We start from the raw sequence: 21,812 nt of genomic DNA, 5'->3' as shown, positions 1-21,812 counted from the left end.
ATTATGTAAAGTCCAAATGTAAAGCCGTAACGCAATGCTCTGTGAATCAATGTACCTTTCAATGGACTTTACATATCCATATTGTTGTCATAGCCTGTGTTATGGAAAGCTTTCCATAATAAAGGAGCATCCCTTAGGATATCCACCAAAGCATATGAAATTTCGAAGGGTATATTTTAAATTCTCCAGTTTTGTTGAAGAACGTATCTTTGAGGGAAAAGATAGGCTATGAAATTGCGAAAAGGAATCTTCTTTGCAAATCGAAAAACAAAAACAAAAAGGACAATTGCAAAAAGCAGCAGCGCAACAAATTGAGACGTTACCTGCAAATCCTTGGTCAATTGAAAATTCTCGGCATCAAACTCCTCTATAACGGGATTATCACTGTGTATATTACCATAAAATAGCGGATCGATGTGATTAACCGATGCATCAATATACTTCTGCACGTCGGCATGATTATGCTGATACATAAAACTGACAGCTGGTCGATCGGATTCAATGAGCACAGCATGGCTATTACTGCTTCTGATAAATAAGAAGCATAGGAAAAGGAGTATGGTAATAACCGCTTTCATTGCGGAGCAAATATACTAGCGTACAAATAATTTTAACCATCTTTAACACATTTTAACAAAACAATTACAATCCACAGATTTCCGCTAGAAAAGTGATAATTGCAAACCCCGTCCATTTGTTCGCAAAGGTGCTGCATCTCCAAAGACTGTCCTGCCTCCATACTTCCAAGAATCCCTTCGTTCCTCTGCTATAATTTGCTGAATATCAAACTGTGGCTGAAAATCTTTTTCGCTATCCAGGACGATCTGGTGCAACTTGTTGATTGATTTTAACTTTTCACCATAACCCAGTTTAGATTTTTCAACACCTTTTTGTAAAATCTGAATGCTCTCATCGTAAATGGTCAATGGAACCGGAAAAGGATGTCCATCTTTTCCTCCATGAGCAAAGGAAAATCGAGCGGGGTCGTTGAACCGTGAAGGCGCACCGTGGATCACCTCACTAACCAAGGCCAATGACTGTAACGTGCGGGGGCCAACTCCTTTTAACAGCAGCAGATCTTCAAAATGGCTTGGTTGACTTTCTCGGGCGACGTACAACATCGCTCCCAATCTTTTCAAGTCAACATCCGAAGCACGTACATCGTGATGAGCTGGCATAATAAGTTTAGCGAAATCTTGCATTACTTTACTTGAATCCTCTCCCACTATAGTCATGATACCTGCTCTATTGGCTGCCGCTTCTGCAGCTGTCAAGTTGAGGATTATACCTTGCGAAGGCCCACTGATACCAGCATGAGGTTCTTCAACGAACGATTTTACCTTTTCAGAATGCCAATGGTAGCGACGAGCAGTACCGTCCTTTTCATGCATACCTTGTTGGACAACAGACCAATTTCCCTGATCTGTTACGATAAAATTATGTAAATACAGTTGGTAACCATCTTGAATGGCTGTGTTATCCACTTTAGCGACAAGCTTACTGCTGCGAATCAAGCCGTTGCCATCCAACCCAATTCGATCTGACAACCGAAGTAGCTCCTGTGGAGTCTGCATAGACAACTTGCCTTTCCCCCCACAGATATAAAGCCCCAGCGACTTCGCATCTGGATTAATAGCGCGTTTTAATGCTCCCATAACAGCCGTTGTGATCCCCGAAGAATGCCAATCCATCCCGAGAACGGCACCAAAACTCTGAAACCAGAATGGATCCGCCAGTCTTCTTAAAACTTCATCTTTACCATAATCCATGAGTATAACTTCAACTATTGAACGACCTAGAGAAGCCATACGTTCGTAAAGCCACGCTGGTACTTTTCCATAGTGTAATGGGAGATCTGCAATGCCGGACCGTTTCATTGTAAACTAAATATATTAGCACAAATCTATCTCTTTTTCATATAAAATAAAAACGGCTAGATAATTTCTAGCCGTTTTTATTTTATAATCAATCTATATACTACACCTGAGCATATAACTTAGGGCTCATCGAAGTAGTGGCACATGTCACAGCTTCACTATTTACCGGTTAACGCTGATAAAAATCCAGCTCGGAACGAAGGATCTTTCTCTGAAAATTCAATAGAATGCTTATACGTGTCTACATTAAAGAAGAGCTCCGCTGGAGCAGCTTTTTTATTGTCCAAAAATAGTTTAAAGCTATATGCTGTTTTTTTGGACAAGTCAGCATTCACCTTATTGGATGAAAAGACATTCGGAAGAATTACATCTTTTGTAAAAGAATCAGTTGTAGGCGTCTGAAATAAGTCACCTAACGCTTTAATTAAATTATCAGACTGTTGACCCGATGACGAGATTCTAATTTTACCTTTGGTAAAACCGACGTCATCACTCGGCTGGCCGTCTATTATACCTGCGGGTATAAAATCTATAATCTCAAACTTCGCTCCAACAGTATCTTGTTTGTAAAGAGATTTTGTGATATAAATCCGACTTGAATCGGTTAAGATCTCATCTGTGATACGTAGAAAAAAGTTCTTCTTTTCTGCGCCCGGTGTACCATTCGTAAATTGTTCGATTTTTACACCTTCAATTTTGTTAACCGTTGTTGTATCACTTCCATCAGTTTTCTTCTGATTGGAATTTCCGCAACTAGCCATCAGCACCGTAGCGGTTGCAAGAAATGCTATAGATTGAATCTTGTACATATTGAATTGTTTGTTATCAGTTATTAATGAATATTGCTCTTATAATATTACCATTATTACTGATAACAAACAACTATTATCAATGTTTTTATTTTATTTCAATAAAGCATCGTATAAAATTTCCACAGGATGATAAGATTTTCTTCCTACACCATCTTTAATCTGATGCCTACAGGAAGTACCCGCCGCAGCAATTAGCGTATCGGATGATGTTTTACGTATGGTTGGTAACAAAACCAGCTCGGCCACTTTCATCGAAACATCATAATGTTCAGCCTCATAACCAAATGATCCTGCCATACCACAACAGCCCGAAGGAATAGTTTCTACGCTAAAATTCGTCGGGAATGATAGAACCTGTTCTGTCACAGTCACGAGGTGAAAAGCCTTTTGGTAACAGTGACCATGCAGCTTTATCTTTTTTGTTGTTCCAGTAAACTGTTCCGGATGAATACGCCCAGCCTTCATTTCAGTCAACAGAAATTCGTCAATCATCAACGCATTTTTGGCTACTTTTTGTGCGTCAACCCGCAAATCATCGTCTACTAAACTCAAATACTCGTCTCTAAATGTAATTATCCCTGATGGTTCAACGCCTAAAAGTGGCGTATCATCCGTAATTAACCCCTTTAGGAAATGGATATTTTGATTCGCAATCTTCTTTGCTTCTTTCACAAACCCTTTGGAAAGATAAGTCCGCCCACTTTGCACATGTTTTGGAATGATTACTTCATACCCCAATGCCGTCAATAATTTATATGCTGTAATACCGATCTCTGCATCATTATATTCCGTAAACTCATCCGAAAAAAGATAAACACGACGCTTGGCATCACTTACCACTGCTTGTTTTTTTACCCATTGGGTTAAGGTCGTGCCATTGACGGTTGGCAAGGAACGCTTTGGCGCAAATCCGACTGTTTTTTTGACCATTCCTGACAAGAAATCATTTTTGACCACAAAATTATAAAGAGGTGCAACCCACGATCCGAGTTTCTGAGACTGGGTGAAATTAGCAATTAATTTTGTTCTAAACCCCGCACCATGCTCATCATAATAGTGTTGTAGAAATTCTGCTTTCATTTTAGCAACATCTACGCTGGAAGGACACTCCGTTTTACAGCCTTTGCAACTTAAACAGAGATCCATGACCTCTTTGATCTCTTCATGATCGAAACGGTTTTTCTTTGTAGAATTCGTCAAAAACTGACGCAGCATATTTGCCCGTGCCCGTGTTGTATCTTTTTCATCACGTGTAGCCATAAACGACGGACACATTGTTCCTCCTGTAATTTCAGTCTTTCGGCAATCTCCCGAACCAGAACACTTCTCCGCCAACCGAAGGATAGACTCATCTTTAGAAAAATCGAAGTAGGTCTTTATTTCAGTTCGGTTGCTATCGTTGTCATAACGCAAATGAGAATCCATCGGCGGTGTGTTGACAATCTTATTTGCATTAAAAACTCCCTGTGGGTCAAAGATGAATTTGACTTCCTCAAGTAATTTGTAAACTTTTTCGCCAAGCACTTTACCAATAAACTCTCCGCGCAGACGACCATCACCGTGCTCACCACTCAGCGAACCGTTATATTTTAACACAAGATCACTCGTTTTCTCGAGGATTGAACGAAAAGTACGTTTACCGGCCGCTGTTTTCAGATTTACAAAGGGTTCGATATGCAGCTCTCCCGCTCCTGCATGCGCATAATAAGATGCATGTACTCCCTCTTCTATCAAAAGCTTTTGAATATCACGCACGTAAGCAGGTAGATCCTCAGGCGAAACAGCACAATCTTCAATCAAATTTACAGGCTGACTGTCCCCAGGCAAATTACGGATTAAACCAAGGCCCGCTTTGCGCACATCCCAAACTAAATTCGTCTGTTCAATACCGGTAATATAAGGATAGGCATATCCTAAGCCACGAGCAATTAGATCTGCTTTCAATGCCATCGCTTTCGCCTCTGTTTCGGCAGCTGTAAGCCCCCTAAACTCAACAATTAATAAAGCCTGTGGATCCCCCTCAATAAAAAAACGATTATACTTATAGGTTGGATGCCCAACCGTGAAATCCAAGATGTATTTGTCTACCAATTCAGATGCTTCTGGTTTATGTTCCAAGGCAATCACGTTGCCATGCATGCACTCCACCATATCAGCAAAGTGGACACAGAGTAAACCTAGTTCCTGAGGTGGTAAGGACATCAGTTTGAGTTTCGCTTCTGTAACGATAGCCAAAGTTCCTTCGGATCCTGCTAATAAATTACACATATTGAAAGGGGCCGAATGATCAGCAAGAATATCCAATGCATAACCGGTATTTCTTCTTGTGATGGATCGTTTGGGGTAGCCCGCTTCTATGGCACTTAAATGCTGTGGATCTGTCAATAATTCATTCATATTACGATAGATATCCCCCTCACGACCAGCTAATAATAATTTCTTAAAATATGCTGCTTCATCAATCGCCTCAAAAGTCACTTCAGAACAGTCGTCCAAAAGTACGTTGGCCGAAATCAAATTGTGCCGTGTATCTCCCCAGACAATTGAATGCAAACCCGAAGAGTTATTGCCAATCATTCCACCAACCATGGCACGGCTTGCCGTCGAAGTTTCAGGCCCAAACATCAGTCCGAATGGTTTAAGATAACTATTTAAGTCGTCACGAATCACACCTGGCTGCACCCGAACCCACTGCTCTTCGACATTAAGTTCAATAATACCGTTAAAATGACGAGAAATATCCATAATAATACCATAGCCTACAACCTGTCCCGCCAAAGAGGTACCGGCAGTACGTGGTATTATAGTTATCCTCTGCTGCTGCGCAAAATCAATTAATTTTTTAATGTCATCAATATCAGCTGGTATTGCTACAGCCAACGGCTTTTCCTGATAAACCGACGCATCGGTCGAATAAGCAAGCAACATTGTTTGATCCTTGGTTTCATTGGTATAAAAGAGCTCCCCCTTGAGTTGAGACGCTAATAAGGCTAATTGATTTTGATCTTTCACTTAATCTGCATTTAATGTATGAAACAAATTTAGTCAAATTTATGCATCGGAAAAAGAGATGAATGCAAGAAACGCACAAATCAAAAACAAAAAACGCATAAAAACGCAAAACAGGGTAATTTACCACAAAAGTCAATTTTATTTCGTTCCTTCAAACAATGCGTGTATTTTTGTGGCGCTACATCATTTAGTTAACGATTGATATCTTCCTTATATGCGTAATCTATTCCTTCGCTATACGCTTCATTCTGATTTTATTATATACACCATTCGGGTATTGATTGGCTTCCTTATAGGCTACCCACTCTTTGTATCCTTTCCCCAGTATTCTGTTTCTTGGACACTCATATCGATTATCCTGGTCATTTCGCCGCAAGAGAATGAATCAAAAAAAATAGCTATCGATCGCGCTAAATCCAATTTTATAGGTTCGGCAATCGGGCTTAGTTTATATTTTGTACCTATTTCACAACTGTACGCCATGATTATTGGCATTGTCGCGTCGTTGATCACATGTAAGCTACTCAACATCATGGCTGTGGCGCGAACATCTATGGTCGCACTAATTATCGTCTACCTTCATGAACAGCAAAGCCGCTCCTACTTCGCTGCCTTGGATCGCTTTGGCTGTGTCTGTTTAGGTTGTCTGATTGGATTGGGGGTCATCCTGTCTACAAGAAATATTATTCTGAAATTAAGAAAAAGGTATAATTGTTGAATTATATCGCTAGGCAACCTAAAAAGCAATATACTTACTTTCAGCACCATAACCCAGATGGTTATGATTTCTTTACAATAAATTCGAATAAAATTCATATATCATTCCGCTTTATCAGAATAATATTCAGAATTGTATAAATAATTTTGAATATTATACTTTTTTACCTACCTTTGCAGTCGAAATGACAAAAGTAGAATATAATTTAGACCAAGTCGACTATAAAATCTTGCGCTTAATGCAGGATAATGGACGGATCAACAATGCCGATATCGCAAGAGAATTAGGCATGGCACCATCAGCAATCCTCGAGCGCGTAAAGAAGCTTGAGCAAAAAGATGTGATTTTAAAATATAGTGCCAAGATCAATCCTGCCTCGGTCGATCAGAAACTTTTATCGTTTATTTTTATCAAAGCCAATGATATTATTGGCGAACAGGGTGTAGGGTTGGCACTTGCCGAAATCCCTGAAGTTCAAGAAGTACATGACATTGCAGGTGATGATGGTTACCTTATTAAAGTAAGAACTGCAGATTCTACAGGTTTAGTGGATCTCATGCGAAATACCTTAAGTAAAGTTGAAGGTATTATTTCAACGCGGACAACAATTGTACTTCAGACAGTCAAGGAAGATCAGCAGGTTGTGATACCTGAATAATAGAAAGGAGGTTTAATTATGTTGCAAGGACAAAAAAAGGCAGCTAGCCCAGTAATGGTTGTTGTTGCTTATTTCATTATTTATGTGGTATGGGGCTCTACCTTTTTCTTTATAGAAAAAGCATTGCATAGTTTCCCGCCATTTATTTTGGGTTCGTTTCGATTTGTTGCAGCCAGTGCAATCCTAATGACATATTGCGCCATAAAAGGATATAAATTATTTAACAAGCGTTCTATTCAGGAGGCCGCAATCGTAGGTTTTTTATTGCTCTTTGTCGATATGGCAGGGGTTATCTGGGCTGAGCAATATGTATCTGGTGGTGTTGCCGCTATTATTGCAGCTGCTGCTGCAATCTGGTTTATATTATTGGACAAACCAAAATGGAAAGAAAACTTTAGCAGCATTAGCACAGTTGCTGGTGTAGCATTAGGTTTCTGTGGTGTTGTGATGCTATTTGCTGAACAGATCATGGCGACCAATGACAATACAGATGGTACCCTTAAGGTGATTGCCTTATCGATTTTAGTATTGGGTTCTATCGCCTGGACTGTAGGCTCATTGATTTCCAAGTATTTTAAAAAATCTGAAAAAGAAGAAAAAGAGGATCTGCATGTTATGGTAAAGACCGCTTGGCAAATGGTTACCGCAGGTGTACTCTTTAATATCACGGCGCTTTTTACCGGCGAATATGCATCATTTACACTGCGTAGTGTGGCACCTGTTGACTGGTTCAATTTGGGGTATTTAATTACATTTGGCTCAATTCTTGCTTTTAGCTCTTATATTTGGTTATTGCAGGTGCGTCCAGCAATGGAAGTAAGTACCTATGCGTATGTGAACCCAATTATTGCACTTATTTTAAGTCATTTTTTCACTTCGCACGTGGTAACCTCCTTGCAAATTGTCGGTTTAGCCGTTATTCTATTTTCAGTCTTGTTAATGAACTGGAAAGCGTATCGCACCAAACTGTCGTCGCGCAGCAAAAGGAAAAAGATCATCCAACAAGGTAATAAGCTGGAGAACTTGAAAACAGCAGATCGCCAAATGGATGCCAATACTATTCCTGACACGGAATTGGTTCACTAGGTTGTTATTTTTCTAATTATATGGACAAAGCTTAATGTGTAACAATGTTAAGCTTTTGTTGTTTTTAAAAATTAGCTAACATTGGATAAGATTTGTTCATATATAATTGGCTAACTTTGCAAAGTATTTGGTTAAATTAAAAAGAATGAATATATCGAAGCAAATTGCCTTTATTGGTAGCCTTGGTGTCGCTTCGCTTTTGATGGTTACAGGTTGTACAAAACAGCTCCATCCAACGCAGAAAGATTTCCAACAATATCATATCAATAGCGATATGCAAGCTGATCCTGCGGTCGTATCAATCTACGAGCCCTTCAAGCACAAAATGGAAGCGGAAATGAACCGTGTGATTGGACATGCGGACAAGGCATTGACAAAAGAGAAAACAGCGGAAACATTAATGGGCAACTTTTTTTGTGAAGCCTTGTTGTGGATGAGTGAACATAATGCCCATAACCCTGCGGATTTAGCTTTCGCAACAAAGGGTGGGATTCGAAATGACCTTAAAGCAGGAGATATTACCGTAGGACATATTTTCGAGGTTATGCCCTTTGAGAACACGTTGACTATACTCGAACTAAAGGGTAGTCAGATTCGTCAGCTTGCTGACTATATTGCAACAACACATGGTCAACCTATTGCTGGAATGACTTTGACAATTACAGGCAACAAAGTTCAGGACATCAAGATCAAAGGTCAAGCTATTGAAGACGATAAGTTATATAAACTAGTGACCTATGATTATCTTGCCAATGGTGGTGACAACCTTACCCTGTTGACACAACCTGTATCGCGGGCAGATTATCCGCAACGTATGCGTGAAGGTTTGATTGAATATGTGAGTGAATTAACGAAAGAAGGCAAAAAAGTAAATGCAGAATTAGATGGAAGAATTAAAATCAATTAACCGAAGATCATTTATCAAGCAAGTTGGTGGATTTTCTGCTGCAGTTGCTTTGGGATCACTTCCTTTTCAAGTCGACGCGAAGAGCAAAAAGGTAAAACTTACAATTTTACATACCAACGATGTTCATAGCCGTATTGAACCGTTTCCAATGGACGGCGGTAAATATCAGGGATTGGCTGGTGTTGCACGCAGAAGTACGCTTATCAATAAAATCCGTAAAGAAGAAGAACATCTTCTATTACTGGATGCGGGCGATATGTTTCAAGGTACCCCCTATTTTAATCTTTTTGGAGGAAAACTTGAACTTGATCTCATGACAAAGCTGGGTTATGATGCGGGAACATTCGGAAATCATGAATTTGACAATGGTCTTAACGGCCTTGTAAAGTATCTGGATCACGCTAAATTTCCGTTCTTAACGGCCAATTACGACTTCAAAGGAACTGTATTGGAGGGGAAAACCCAGGATTATACCATATTCCATAAAGGTGGAATAAAAATAGGCGTGTTTGGACTAGGAGTAGATATTGAAGGATTGGTTGACCCCAATAACTTCAAGGGAATGAAATATTTGGATCCTATTGAAGTATCCGACAAGGTGGTCCGCATATTGAAGGAAAAACACAAATGTGACTTGGTCATCTGTTTATCGCATTTGGGCTATCAATATGAAAACGATAAAGTGTCAGATCTAATCCTTGCCGCTAAAACCTCAGATATTGACCTAATTATCGGCGGCCATACTCACACCTTCTTAAATGAACCAACACTGGTTACCAATTTAAAAGGAACGAAGACCGTTGTGAATCAAGTCGGTTTTGCCGGGATTAATCTGGGACGAATTGACTTTATTATGGAACCGGGGTCTGAGAAGAAACAAATGGTCGCAAGTACCTATCAAGTCAATCCTTCAATTCCGGAGTCCATGTTGGCATAATGTGATCTAATTTTAATAAATGCCAAGTTGACTAATCAATTTGGCATTTTTTTTACCAATACTACAAGAAGACGTATGAATTAAAAAACTTATACGATCTATACAAGCTGATTCATCATTCAATGAAAAGAATTTTATCGATATACCTCGACTCCTTTAAGGGACTGTCTCAAGCCGCATGGCTACTTGCCATAGTTATGCTCATCAATAGAATGGGAAGTATGGTGATTCCCTTTCTTGGACTCTACATGACCCAGGTTCTACATTTTGACATTAAACAAGTTGGTGTGGTATTGATGAGTTATGGATTCGGCTCCGTTTGTGGTTCTTACATAGGTGGCTGGCTGACTGACCGGATTGGCAGCTTCAAGGTTCAGTTCGGAAGTCTCGTATTGGCCGCTCCTTTATTCTTACTGATTCCACATTTCAAAGAGGTGCAGTCGTTATCCATCATGATTTTTACGTTAAGCTTAATCTTTGACGCCTTTAGACCTGCAAACTCGGTGTCAGTGGCGAGTTACGCTAAACCAGAAAATATCACGCGTGCTTTTTCATTGAATCGCCTAGCCATAAATTTGGGATTTTCAATCGGCCCAGCGGTTGCTGGCTTTTTGGCCACCATCTCATTCAATTGGATCTTTTATGGAAATTCTTTTGCCGTCCTTTGCGCTGCAGTGATTTTCTTTGTCTTTTTTCATAAACGAGAAAAAAGAAGCGATATCAAATCAAAAAAAGAGATTATTCCTGAAAACGAATTGCCTCAAAAAGGACGAAACCCTTATACAGACTTACCATTTGTCTTATTCAATATCTTTTGTTGTATTTTCTCTTTTTGTTTCTTTCAGTTGATTACGACTTTACCGCTTTTCTACCGTGAGGTTCATCATTTGAACGACCATCAAATCGGATTTCTACTCGGTTGGAGTGGTTTCGTTATTGTATTGCTGGAGATGTTTATTGTCCATATAGCTGAAAAAAGATTCTCGTTAATTAGCACGCTCGTCTTTGGAACATTTTTATGCGCCAGCTCTTATGCCATGCTAAATTTTACAGGCGGGCTCGGTTGGTTATATTTCACATTCTTTATTTTTGGTTTAGGTGAGATGCTGACATTACCTTTCATGGCAACGGTTTCTGTTAACCGCTCGACACCCAAAACACAAGGAGCATACATGGGCTTCAATTCCCTTGCTTTTTCAGCAGCAAATATATTTTCACCACTTTTAGGAACAAGCATAGTCGACTCCTTTGGTTTTACAACACTATGGTGGGCGACGGCATTGACCTTATCTGCAACAGCAATCGGGTTCTATTTGGTTCTAAAATGGATGAAATAGTATAAACTAAATAAAAAAAAGCGGGTGTATTTAATTTTAAATACACCCGCTTTTTGTAAAATGATTGATAAACTACCAAATTTTGATACGTTTATCGACCGGAACAAACATTTTGTCACCGTTCTTTGTATCCCAAGCTTTATGGAAAGCATCTAGGTTAATGATCGGCGCAAAAGCACGGTACTGTGCCGGAGAATGCGGATCAGTTTTCACTTGATTGACCACAAACTCGTCTGTTGTCTTCGTTCTCCATATTGTAGCCCAGGAAAGGAAAAAGCGCTGGTCCTGCGTAAAACCATCTATTAATCCAGGATTTCCCTTATCTTTCAGATAAAGTTGCAATGCATCAAAAGCAACTGATGAACCTCCCAAATCCCCAATATTCTCCCCTAATGTAAAGCGACCGTTCACAAAAACGCCTGGTACAGGTTCATAGGATTCAAATTGACGTACCAAAGCATCAGCCGCTGCTTCAAATTTCGCCTTATCACTGTCGCTCCACCAGTTGTTCAGGTTTCCGTTTCCATCGTATTTCGCACCCTGGTCGTCAAATCCATGTGAAAGTTCATGACCAATTACCGCACCGATACCACCAAAATTAACTGCAGCATCAGCCTTATAATCATAGAATGGTGGCTGAAGAATCGCTGCCGGAAAGACAATCTCGTTAAACAATGGGCTATAATAAGCGTTTACAGTTTGTGGAGTCATCCCCCATTCTGACTTATCTACTGGCTTATCTTGCTTCGCCAAATTTTGGTAAAATGCCCATTTACTCGAAGCCAATACATTTTCATACAACGATGTACCAACATCAAGTTTGCTATAATCTTTCCATTTATCCGGATAACCAATTTTAACTTTAAACTTAGCCAGTTTGTCTAATGCCTTTACTTTCGTTTCATCCGACATCCAAGTTAATCCCTTGATATGCTGCCCGAAAGCTTTAACAAGATAGCTTACAAGTTCTTCAGCTTCAGCTTTGGCCTTCGGAGGAAAGTTTTCTTTCACATATAATTTCCCCAATAGCTCCCCTGCGATCGAATTGACAAATTCCACACCACGCTTATCTAAAGCACGCTGCTCCTTTTGTCCTTTTAACTTACGACCCCAGAAGTCAAAATACAGATCATTAAGCTCCTGTGTAGTATATGACGCTGCATTATTTAAAATATGAAATGTCAATAGCTCTTTGATTACCGGTAAATTTTCAGGATTGAAAACTCGATCCAAATTTTCATAATACTTTATTTCCGGCACAATCACAGTATCGGCCTTAAAACCGACATCCTTTAGGTACTTTGCAATATCCACGTTTTTCACCATTTTTTTTAGATCAGCTACAGCGATCGGATTATATCGACCATTAGCATCACGTGATTGCTCAACAGTTTTAAGGTTTGCGGCCATCTGCTTTTCAAAGGCAACAATTTTTTGACCTTTTAAATCCTTCGTAACTTGGCCAGATTTAGCATAAAGTGCAGAAATATAATTTGAATAGTCAGTTAAGGTTTCTTCGTTCTTCTTGTCTTTTACTTGATAATATGAACGTCCTAAACCTAGACTTCCGCCACCAAGGTATACCGTATTAACATCGGAATTTTTAAGATGCGCATATACATAGCCACTAAAAAAAGGATTTCCACCAATGGGTGCTACCTCAACAAGATATTTATATAAATCATCGAAATTCTTAATGGCTGCAATTTTAGTAAGATAAGGTTTAACAGGCGCTAAACCAAGCTTATTGCGCGTTTTCATATCCACAAATGATTTATACAAATCACCTATCTTCTGATTGTCTGTACCCTTTTGGAACTGTCCAGATAATGATTCTTGCAAAACCTTCAAAGTAGCAATATCAGTATTTTCACGTAATTCGTCAAAAGAACCCCAACGTGCTTTATCGGAAGGTATTTTGACTGTTTTCATCCATTGCCCGTTCACAAAGTTATAAAAGTCATCTTGAGGACGAACACTCTTATCCATGTAACTCACATTGATTGCATTGTTTTGCGCATGGCCTGTCAATGAGCCACAGGCTAACAAGGCTGCAAAAAGTAGATTTTTCTTCATATAAAAATTTAGTTTGTTTATCGCTATACACAAACTTAAGAAAAGTTCTTCTATTGTTGATGCAACAAATATGGTTCTAATGACAACCAAAATTAAGAAGCATAGTTGGGTCTATGCTTTATTGCGGGTTGATTTACGTAGTACAAGGATAAAAATCAGTAAGAACAAGGCAATACCTGCGATCCAGATCCACGGATTAGCATACCATAAAGTACCATTCGCTTCTTTCAGTTTTTGATTTTCTTCTAGCGTAACCTGTGCTTTCAATAAAAAAAATGAAAGAACAGAACCAACTAGTAAAGCAGTCTTTTTCATATTTAATCACTTAACATGAATAGAATGCTTTTTTAGCCGTTTTTGTTTGAAATGAATTAAATTATCCTTGTTTGATTTCGCCTAAGTAAACCACATCTTTTAGATCAAAAGGAGTTTCTTGATACACGAAGTAATTCAACCAGTTATTGAAAAGCAGGTTCGCATGGCTTGTCCAGCGCACTAGAGGACGGTTTTCGGGATTGTCATCGACATAATAATTTGCTGGCATAGCAATCTCCTGCCCCTTTTCTAAGTCTCTTTTATACTCTTCATCCAATGTAAAAGGAGCATATTCTGAATGTCCCGTCAAATAAAATTCTCGTCCACCTCGTGAAGAAACAATAGCAATACCTGCTTCCGGCGATTCCGAAAGAATTTCCAAACCCTCTTTCGCCAGTAGATCATTCTTCTCAATGGTCGTATGGCGGCTGTGCGGTATAAAGAACTCATCATCAAATCCACGGAATAGCGGATGTCTTTTGTTTAACGTAGTATGCTTAAATACACCAAAAAGCTTTTCCGCTAATGGCTTCTTCTCTACACCATAGAAATGATACAATGCAGCTTGAGATGCCCAACAGATATACAAACTTGATGTTACATGGGTTCGTGCCCAATCGAAGATGGTCTGAATTTCTGCCCAGTAGGTCACTTCCTCGAAAGCAACCATTTCAACTGGAGCCCCCGTAATAATCATTCCGTCGTAGAAATTCTCCTTAACCTCAGTCAAGCTCTTATAAAACATTTCCAAATGCTCTTCAGGAGTGTTCTTTGACACATGCGTTTCAAGTCGCAAAAATTCCATTTCCACCTGCAAAGGATTATTTGACAGCAAACGAATAAAATCTGTCTCTGTCGTAATTTTAAGCGGCATCAAGTTCAGCACTAAAACGCGAAGCGGTCTAATGTCCTGCTCATTTGCTCTTAAATCACTCATGACAAATATATTCTCCTTTTTCAACAGCTCAATGGCAGGAAGGTTATTAGGAAGTTTGACCGGCATAGATAATTTCTCCTTATACAATTAGCATGCAAAATTAGCAAGAAAATGCCATAAATGCTAAATGAAACATAAATTATCTTCCATTATATTAATATAATCTCCAACATCAAAATCTATTCCTTACTTAAATCCAATAGGGATTTTCTGAATTTCTGCGACCCAAAATTCATTCCACCTACATGCTTAATGACCAGCTTACCAGCCTTGTCCAAAATAATTGTTGTGGGTATGCTTGTGGTACTCAATCCATTCGGCAACGCCGAATTTAATTGATAGACAGGTAGACTATATTTCCTTTTCGCCATAAATTTCCTCGAAGCGCTAAGATTTCCATCAATATCGACAGACAAAATAATAATACTATCGTTGCTTTTAAAATCCTTATAGAGTTGATCCAATGAAGGCATCTCCGCAAGACAAGGTGGGCACCATGTCGCCCATAAATTAATAACCACAACTTTCCCCTTGAGTTGATTTAGGGTCAACACATTGTTTTTACTGTCCCTAAAACTAAGATTATATCCTTCGGTCCAGCCATTGTCCTCCCCTTCGGCAACAGAAAGTGTACTTGCTTTACCCGGAAATGGGCTGCAAAACAACAAACTAACCAAGAAAAGGACAGTATAATTTACTCTTTTTCTCATACAACACTGTTTCTAAGCATAAACATTAACATAACGTTTGCATCCTAATTTGATTGTCTCTAAATCAGAAAAAGCAATCTTTTTTTATCCTATTTTTTAATTCATTATTTAGCGCTGATATAGGCATAAATTCCGTTTTGGAATACAAAAGCCGAAAGATATGTGTAAAAGATATTACAAACAAATTCGGGGATATGTGTATTATATAGTATGAAAATAAGTAAATGAATATGAGCAAAGAGAAATCAATACGAGAAATTGAAATTAACGGAAAAGTTTACCAGTATAGTGCTATTAAAGATCTTCCTGAAGGTAATATCACGCACCTGCCATTTAGCATCCGGATACTACTGGAAAATGTATTGCGTAACCATGATGGATTCAGTATCACGGACGAGCATGTCAATACCCTGATTCATTGGACTCCACAGCCTGTTGACAAAGATATACCCTTCAAACCGGCCAGAATTTTAATGCAGGATTTTACCGGAGTACCTGCTGTAGTCGATATGGCTTCCCTACGTGCCGAATTCATCCGTCATGGCAAGGATGGACAAAAAATAAATCCCGCTATCCCTGTGGATCTAGTCATAGATCATTCCGTTCAGGTCGACTACTTTGGCACAGACTACTCGTATGACAAGAATGTCGAGTTGGAATATGAACGCAACCGCGAGCGTTATGAACTCCTTAAATGGGCACAGAAAGGATTGAAAAATTTCACTGTTGTTCCTCCGGGTATGGGTATCTGCCATCAGGTCAATTTGGAATATCTTGCCAAAGGAGTAATTGAACGCGACAATTGGCTTTTTCCGGATACCTTAGTAGGGACGGATTCGCATACACCAATGGTGAATGGTATTGGTGTACTAGGTTGGGGAGTTGGTGGCATTGAGGCTGAAGCAGCCATGCTTGGACAACCCATCTTTTTCACCTGTCCTGAAGTTATCGGCCTTAAACTTATGGGCAAGATACCAGCGACATGCACCGCCACAGACATGGTCCTTTCGATAACAAAAATACTTCGCGATAAAGGTGTTGTGGGTAAATTTGTTGAAGTATTTGGCGATGGATTGGACAGCCTTTCGGTGACAGATCGTGCGACAATCTCCAATATGTCCCCAGAATTTGGCTGTACGGTTACCTATTTTCCGATTGATGACCGAACCCTTGAATACATGCATAGCACCAATAGAAGTGCAGAGCAGATTAAAATTGTTGAAGATTATTGTAAAAGCAACTTACTCTGGCGCACGGGCAAGGAAGAAATTCAATATTCGTCGGTTGTTGAATTCAATTTATCGAGCCTTGAACCAACTGTATCTGGCCCCAAAAGGCCTCAGGATAAAATTCTAGTGAAGGATTTAAAAACCACATTTTCACAACTCTTAGACAGCGAACACCATCGACAATATGTCCCTGTTTTACAGCGATCGGAATCTGCCTGGCTTGCTGACGGCGGCTCTGGCACAGAGTTTACCTTTGGTAAGGTACCTGTCGAACATGATTCACCGCATGAAGTTATTCAAGAGTCTATTCATGCCGTTCGCATCAAACACAATCATAAGGAGTATATTGTCAGCGATGGCAGTATTGCGATTGCAGCTATAACAAGCTGTACCAATACCTCGAACCCTACTGTCATGATCGGTGCAGGATTATTGGCCCGTAACGCCATCGAACGCGGACTTCGCACCAAATCCTGGGTAAAGACCTCTTTAGCCCCTGGCTCAAAAGTCGTTACACAATACCTTGAAAGATCAGGACTTAGTGCTGATCTTGATGCCCTGCGTTTTCACACTGTAGGTTACGGTTGTACCTCCTGTATTGGAAACTCCGGTCCTCTTCCACCACAGATAGCAGAAGCGGTAGAAAAAGGTGAACTGATTGTTGCCTCGGTATTATCTGGTAACCGAAATTTTGAGGCCCGTGTGCATCCACAGGTCAAAATGAACTTCTTAATGTCGCCAATGCTTGTTGTGGCCTATGCGCTGGTCGGAAGAGTGGATATTAATCTCTTGGAGGAACCATTGGATTACGACCCTAACGGTCAGCCCGTATATCTGAAAGATATTTGGCCAAGCCGCGAGGATATTATCGAAACCGTCAATGCCTGCGTCAAACAATCGGATTTCCAAGAAGTCTATGATGTCATCTTCGACGGGTCGACAGACTGGCAAGAACTTGAAGTGAATCTTGATCAAAATTACCAGTGGGACAACACGTCCACCTACATCAAAGAATCGCCATTTTTTGAAAATCTACAAGCCGTTCCTAATCCAATACAGGATATTCAGAATGCACGAGTATTACTTTATCTCGGTGATTCGGTGACAACAGATCATATCTCACCCGCAGGGTCATTCAAAGAAGAAACTGCAGCTGGACAATACCTCAGATCACATCAGGTAAGTAAAGAAGATTTCAATTCTTATGGATCTAGACGTGGGAACCACGAAGTCATGATGCGCGGAACATTTGCCAATGTGCGTATTAAAAACAAAATTACCGATCGTGAGGGTGGATTTAGCCGTTACTTCCCCACCAATGAGGTGAAGACGGTGTATGAAACCGCAATGGAATACCGCAAAAACAACACAGCGCTCATCGTACTGGCAGGAAAAGAGTATGGTTCGGGTTCCTCCAGAGATTGGGCAGCAAAGGGAACATTTCTCCTTGGCGTGCGTGCGGTTATTGCTGAAAGTTTCGAGCGTATCCACCGAAGTAATCTTGTCGGTATGGGCGTAGCACCGCTTGTATTTATCAATGACGAAAACGCAGAGAAATTAGGACTAGATGGGACAGAAGTCTATAGCATCTCAGGACTTGAGACCGATTTAACACCCCATAAACTTCTTTCGGTAAAGGCGGTACATGACAATGGAACAGTAACCAATTTTCAAGTGAAAGCAAGACTCGATTCAGCCATTGAAATAGAGTATTTTAAGAATGACGGTATTCTACAATATGTACTGCGTCAGTATTTAAAGAACAACTAACATTGTGCAAATAGAGAATCGGAATACCTAAAATAGTAAAGGGCACTGATCAGTGCCCTTTAACAACTATATAAAAACCTACCAGAGTTCTACAATACTTCAGTCTTACACCCAGCACCCCAAGAAGTATGTTTTATGGCTACGCCAAAAATAGCCATAAAAAATCCCACTTTTTATCCCTGAAATCAGGTATTTTGTTCGCAAGCGAAAATAGCGCCTTTGACTTTATTTTAAAGTAAAATCATTCGGCAGAATTCCTTATTTTCGCTAAAATCAATGCCAACACGATACAGAATGGAAGAACTTGTCGAAAAAACAATCTCTAAACAAACATTTACAGCTGAACTGAAGCAAGTTCAGGAATTCTACAAATGCACCTTTGAGCAATGTGATTTCCAGAACGCAGAACTCGTAGATCTCCTATTCACAAATTGTGAATTTAAATCATGTAATCTTTCCAATGTCAGTCTAAAGGGCACACAATTAGATCATGTTGTTTTTAATGACTGCAAAATGCTCGGCATACACTTTAATGAATGTAGTTCATTTTCCTTTCATGCCAATTTCAGCAACTCAGTTCTGGATTACTCCTCTTTTTTTGAAAGAAATATAAAGAAGTTCCAGTTTGAACAATGCTCTTTGCAACATGTGGATTTTGAACGGGCCAATCTTCAACAGGTGCTGTTTAAAAAAACGAATTTGCTAAATGCCCGCTTTGTACAATGCAATCTCGAGGGCTGCGATTTTCGGTCTTCGATCAATATCCAGCTAGATCCAGAGGTCAATCGTATGAAAAAAAGTAAATTTGGCCCGGAACAACTGCCTGGCCTACTACTTAAATATCAGCTGGTTATTGATTAAATATGGGGAAGACCGTTCAGCTAACTCCCCAAATCAATGTATTCATTTGAAACATGTTGATTTATCGTTAAATAACGGATTTCAGGGATAAAACTCCCCACTTTGAATCAGGATATTTGTCATTCAAAGTTTAAGAAGATGAAAAAAATATCCCTATCATTCGCAGCTATCTTAGCGGCCAGCACAATGTCGTTTGCACAGATCAATAAAGCATTCAAGATCAACTATGCTATTACGTATGCTGTCGATCCCAGTGAAGAAGCACAAGCAGCTCCAGTTTCTGTGTACGAAGCGTATGTTAACAATGATAAAATAAAAGTCATATCGGCTTCCGGAGACGGCGAAGAGTCAATCTTTCTCATTAAAAAAAATGAAGAGCAATCAATTATATTGTACCCAGGACTGGCAAAATACGTCGTTAAAGAAAATGCGCTCAGCCCACATGCAATCAAATTCGTCCCAAACCAGACGAAAATGATTGCCGGTTATCCCTGCAAACTAGCTCAGGTCGAAATTCCTATTTCAGAAGATAATGACGAAAACAGCACCTTATCGATCTGGTATAGCGATAAATTGCCAGCCACCTATTGGGAGGGATTTGATCTGTTTAAAAAAATCCCCGGGGCGGTGCTGCAGTTAACAACACCTCTTGGAATGGATATGATTGCCCAGAACATCGCCGATAGCCAACTGGACGATAAAGATTTTATCGTTCCTGAGGATTATGAGCAAGTAGCATCCATTTATGACGACGAGGAAGATTCGGAAGAAAGCAACCAGATTGCTGAAAACCTGTATTTATTTGAAGATGCTGCAACTAATCTCCTAGGGGTACAAGACGGTGAAGAAAAAACAATTGTACCAGCACAATATCTATACATCGCACCATTTGTTGGCGATATTAGTATAGTTCAATATAAAAATGAAAAATATGGTGCCATTAATCTGGCCGGTAAACCAATCATTCCCTTCCAATACGATTATTTAGGATACGATGATCACCTTGGACAACTGGTTTTTGGACTAAACGAAAAATATGGGGTCATGGATAAATCTGGCAAAATTTTAATTTCCGCAAATTATGATATGATATCGTTCATTAACGGTGGTTATGCCGTATTTCAGCAGAAAAATAAATATGGTATATTGAATCAGGCGGGCAAAATAATTGTCCCGGCGACCTATAGCTATATTTCTGAAAATAATTCAACGCATTTCATCAGTATTGAAAACGACACGTATAATCTTACCGAAATAAAAACCAATAAAATCGTTGCTCCCGACTACGATTTGATTTCAGTTACAGAAGAACCTAATCTTTTCCTTGCTAGTAAAGATGGAAAATATGGTTATTTAGATGGCCAGGGAAAAGTGGCCATACCGTTTATATACAGCGGGGCCACCTCTTTCAGTGATGGTGTAGCTTCTGTCTCATTAGCGGATTCGGACGATGTAATTTTGATTAATACAAAAGGTGAACGTGTAGAAATGGATGCCGCGGCAGAGGCAACAGACACAATTTAAGAACCAGAAACCAAAAAAGGCAGCAGATATACCTGCTGCCTTTTTTGTTATACGCTTGCCGATCATCAAAGATCAATAGGAGTTTATTTTTTCCTTTTAAACAGCTTTTTGCCGATCGTAAATAAAATCACCACGATAATACCTCCTCCTAGGCCAAATAACAGCTCTTTTATCATTCCTGGCAGAGTTGGTAGCGCATGGTGTAAGAAATCAATATAATGCGCAAATATTCCGCCTGAAACCAGAATTAAAGCAAATGTACCTACAACAGCCAATAATTTGATAACAAAGGGTAGCGCACGGACTAAAAACCGACCTAGGCTCGCAACAGGACCTTTTTCACGGGAGGTTTTAATTAATTTATAACCTGCATCGTCCATACGAACGATAAGTGCTACAATACCATAGACTCCGACTGTGGCTAGAAAAGCAACAACCGAAACCGTAATAATTTGTAAGGATAAGCTTTTTCCCAGAACCGTTCCCAAAGCAATAATGACGATTTCCACAGAAAGAATAAAATCTGTAGTAATAGCCGATTTTACCTTCGCTTTTTCAGCGGCAACTGAGTTTTCAGCAACGACAGTCTCCACTTTTGTTTCCTCCGTAGGATGTTTGCGATGGAACAGGTATTCAATAATCTTCTCAACACCCTCAAAAGCAAGATAGAAACCTCCCAAGATTAAAATATATTTGATGGCAATTGGAAAAAAGACATTCAGTAATAATGCTATTGGTACAATTATCAACTTATTGAGCAGTGAGCCCTTTGTAATTGCCCATAAAACCGGGAGCTCGCGTGAAGCTAAAAAGCCAGTCGCTTTCTCGGCATTAACCGCTAAATCGTCACCTAAGATTCCAGCAGTTTTTTTTGTTGCGATTTTACTCGCTACTGCCACATCATCCATCAACGCTGCAATATCATCTAGAATTGCAAATATTCCTGAAGCCATATTTATATAAAAATTGAACGTAAAAATATAAATTTAATTCAATTTTGAAATAAGGAATTTAATCCATTTGCAATATCAAGCTACATTACTTTT

At 39.5% G+C, this 21,812-nt stretch carries 18 protein-coding genes; 9 read left to right on the top strand and 9 right to left on the bottom strand.

All coding sequences use genetic code 11. The features are described 5' to 3' along the window. Nucleotides 1-176: 176 nt before the first annotated feature. The 4 genes from L1283_RS19525 to L1283_RS19510 all read right to left on the bottom strand — a co-directional run bounded on the left by L1283_RS19525 (nucleotide 177) and on the right by L1283_RS19510 (nucleotide 5,701). On the bottom strand, nucleotides 177-578 hold the full coding sequence (locus tag L1283_RS19525) for a hypothetical protein (RefSeq protein WP_145326754.1): 402 nt from the start codon (nucleotides 576-578) through the stop codon (nucleotides 177-179). An 84-nt stretch (nucleotides 579-662) separates the two neighbouring features. After that, nucleotides 663-1,877 (bottom strand): DUF763 domain-containing protein, encoded by a 1,215-nt coding sequence (locus L1283_RS19520; RefSeq protein WP_088161597.1) that lies wholly within the window; start codon nucleotides 1,875-1,877, stop codon nucleotides 663-665. 158 nt (nucleotides 1,878-2,035) lie between these two features. Then, on the bottom strand, nucleotides 2,036-2,686 hold the full coding sequence (locus L1283_RS19515; RefSeq protein WP_088161598.1) for a hypothetical protein: 651 nt from the start codon (nucleotides 2,684-2,686) through the stop codon (nucleotides 2,036-2,038). Between the two features lie 93 nt (nucleotides 2,687-2,779). Next, the gene (locus L1283_RS19510) at nucleotides 2,780-5,701 is read right to left on the bottom strand and encodes an FAD-binding and (Fe-S)-binding domain-containing protein (RefSeq protein ID WP_244294261.1); all 2,922 of its coding nucleotides are present in this window, start codon (nucleotides 5,699-5,701) and stop codon (nucleotides 2,780-2,782) included. 214 nt (nucleotides 5,702-5,915) lie between these two features. On the opposite strand from L1283_RS19510, the gene L1283_RS19505 reads away from it, so the two are divergent. The 6 genes from L1283_RS19505 (at nucleotide 5,916) to L1283_RS19480 (ending at nucleotide 11,344) form a co-directional block, all read left to right on the top strand. Beyond that, complete coding sequence (locus L1283_RS19505) at nucleotides 5,916-6,419, top strand: FUSC family protein (protein WP_075992664.1); 504 nt, start codon at nucleotides 5,916-5,918, stop codon at nucleotides 6,417-6,419. A 184-nt stretch (nucleotides 6,420-6,603) separates the two neighbouring features. Then, nucleotides 6,604-7,077 (top strand): Lrp/AsnC family transcriptional regulator, encoded by a 474-nt coding sequence (locus L1283_RS19500; protein ID WP_278805248.1) that lies wholly within the window; start codon nucleotides 6,604-6,606, stop codon nucleotides 7,075-7,077. Between the two features lie 18 nt (nucleotides 7,078-7,095). After that, entirely contained in the window at nucleotides 7,096-8,163 is a 1,068-nt protein-coding gene (locus L1283_RS19495; protein ID WP_145326756.1) for an EamA family transporter, read from the top strand. A 145-nt stretch (nucleotides 8,164-8,308) separates the two neighbouring features. Further along, complete coding sequence (locus tag L1283_RS19490; protein ID WP_232475530.1) at nucleotides 8,309-9,070, top strand: 5'-nucleotidase C-terminal domain-containing protein; 762 nt, start codon at nucleotides 8,309-8,311, stop codon at nucleotides 9,068-9,070. Beyond that, nucleotides 9,048-10,007 (top strand): bifunctional metallophosphatase/5'-nucleotidase, encoded by a 960-nt coding sequence (locus L1283_RS19485; RefSeq protein WP_075992666.1) that lies wholly within the window; start codon nucleotides 9,048-9,050, stop codon nucleotides 10,005-10,007. Before L1283_RS19490 ends, L1283_RS19485 begins: the two co-directional genes overlap by 23 nt. Before the next feature lie 122 nt (nucleotides 10,008-10,129). After that, complete coding sequence (locus tag L1283_RS19480) at nucleotides 10,130-11,344, top strand: MFS transporter (RefSeq protein WP_088161601.1); 1,215 nt, start codon at nucleotides 10,130-10,132, stop codon at nucleotides 11,342-11,344. A gap of 72 nt (nucleotides 11,345-11,416) precedes the next feature. Here the strand turns inward: L1283_RS19480 and L1283_RS19475 are convergent, their stop codons facing one another. From L1283_RS19475 to L1283_RS19460, 4 genes are all read right to left on the bottom strand, one after another. Beyond that, complete coding sequence (locus L1283_RS19475) at nucleotides 11,417-13,420, bottom strand: M13 family metallopeptidase (protein WP_145326757.1); 2,004 nt, start codon at nucleotides 13,418-13,420, stop codon at nucleotides 11,417-11,419. Nucleotides 13,421-13,531: 111 nt separating this feature from the next. Next, on the bottom strand, nucleotides 13,532-13,735 hold the full coding sequence (locus L1283_RS19470; RefSeq protein ID WP_088161603.1) for a hypothetical protein: 204 nt from the start codon (nucleotides 13,733-13,735) through the stop codon (nucleotides 13,532-13,534). Between the two features lie 61 nt (nucleotides 13,736-13,796). Continuing rightward, the gene (gene metA / locus L1283_RS19465) at nucleotides 13,797-14,738 is read right to left on the bottom strand and encodes a homoserine O-acetyltransferase MetA (RefSeq protein ID WP_075992669.1); all 942 of its coding nucleotides are present in this window, start codon (nucleotides 14,736-14,738) and stop codon (nucleotides 13,797-13,799) included. 113 nt (nucleotides 14,739-14,851) lie between these two features. After that, the gene (locus tag L1283_RS19460) at nucleotides 14,852-15,382 is read right to left on the bottom strand and encodes a TlpA family protein disulfide reductase (RefSeq protein ID WP_286849346.1); all 531 of its coding nucleotides are present in this window, start codon (nucleotides 15,380-15,382) and stop codon (nucleotides 14,852-14,854) included. Nucleotides 15,383-15,612: 230 nt separating this feature from the next. Here L1283_RS19460 and acnA point away from each other — a divergent pair, with 230 nt between their 5' ends. From acnA to L1283_RS19445, 3 genes are all read left to right on the top strand, one after another. Then, on the top strand, nucleotides 15,613-18,381 hold the full coding sequence (acnA, locus tag L1283_RS19455; protein ID WP_286735254.1) for an aconitate hydratase AcnA: 2,769 nt from the start codon (nucleotides 15,613-15,615) through the stop codon (nucleotides 18,379-18,381). A gap of 276 nt (nucleotides 18,382-18,657) precedes the next feature. Further along, entirely contained in the window at nucleotides 18,658-19,242 is a 585-nt protein-coding gene (locus L1283_RS19450; protein ID WP_083663636.1) for a pentapeptide repeat-containing protein, read from the top strand. A gap of 138 nt (nucleotides 19,243-19,380) precedes the next feature. Next, nucleotides 19,381-20,766, top strand: coding sequence for a WG repeat-containing protein (locus L1283_RS19445; RefSeq protein WP_075992673.1), 1,386 nt, complete (start codon nucleotides 19,381-19,383; stop codon nucleotides 20,764-20,766). An 83-nt stretch (nucleotides 20,767-20,849) separates the two neighbouring features. On the opposite strand, the gene L1283_RS19440 is transcribed toward L1283_RS19445, so the two are convergent. Then, nucleotides 20,850-21,719, bottom strand: a complete 870-nt coding sequence (locus tag L1283_RS19440; protein ID WP_286735248.1) for a DUF808 domain-containing protein — start codon at nucleotides 21,717-21,719, stop codon at nucleotides 20,850-20,852. Nucleotides 21,720-21,812 lie beyond the last annotated feature (93 nt).

Origin of the sequence: Sphingobacterium sp. HSC-15S19 (assembly GCF_050433745.1) — a bacterium.
GTDB lineage: Bacteria > Bacteroidota > Bacteroidia > Sphingobacteriales > Sphingobacteriaceae > Sphingobacterium > Sphingobacterium siyangense.
This window is presented reverse-complemented; position numbering and strand designations above follow the sequence as displayed.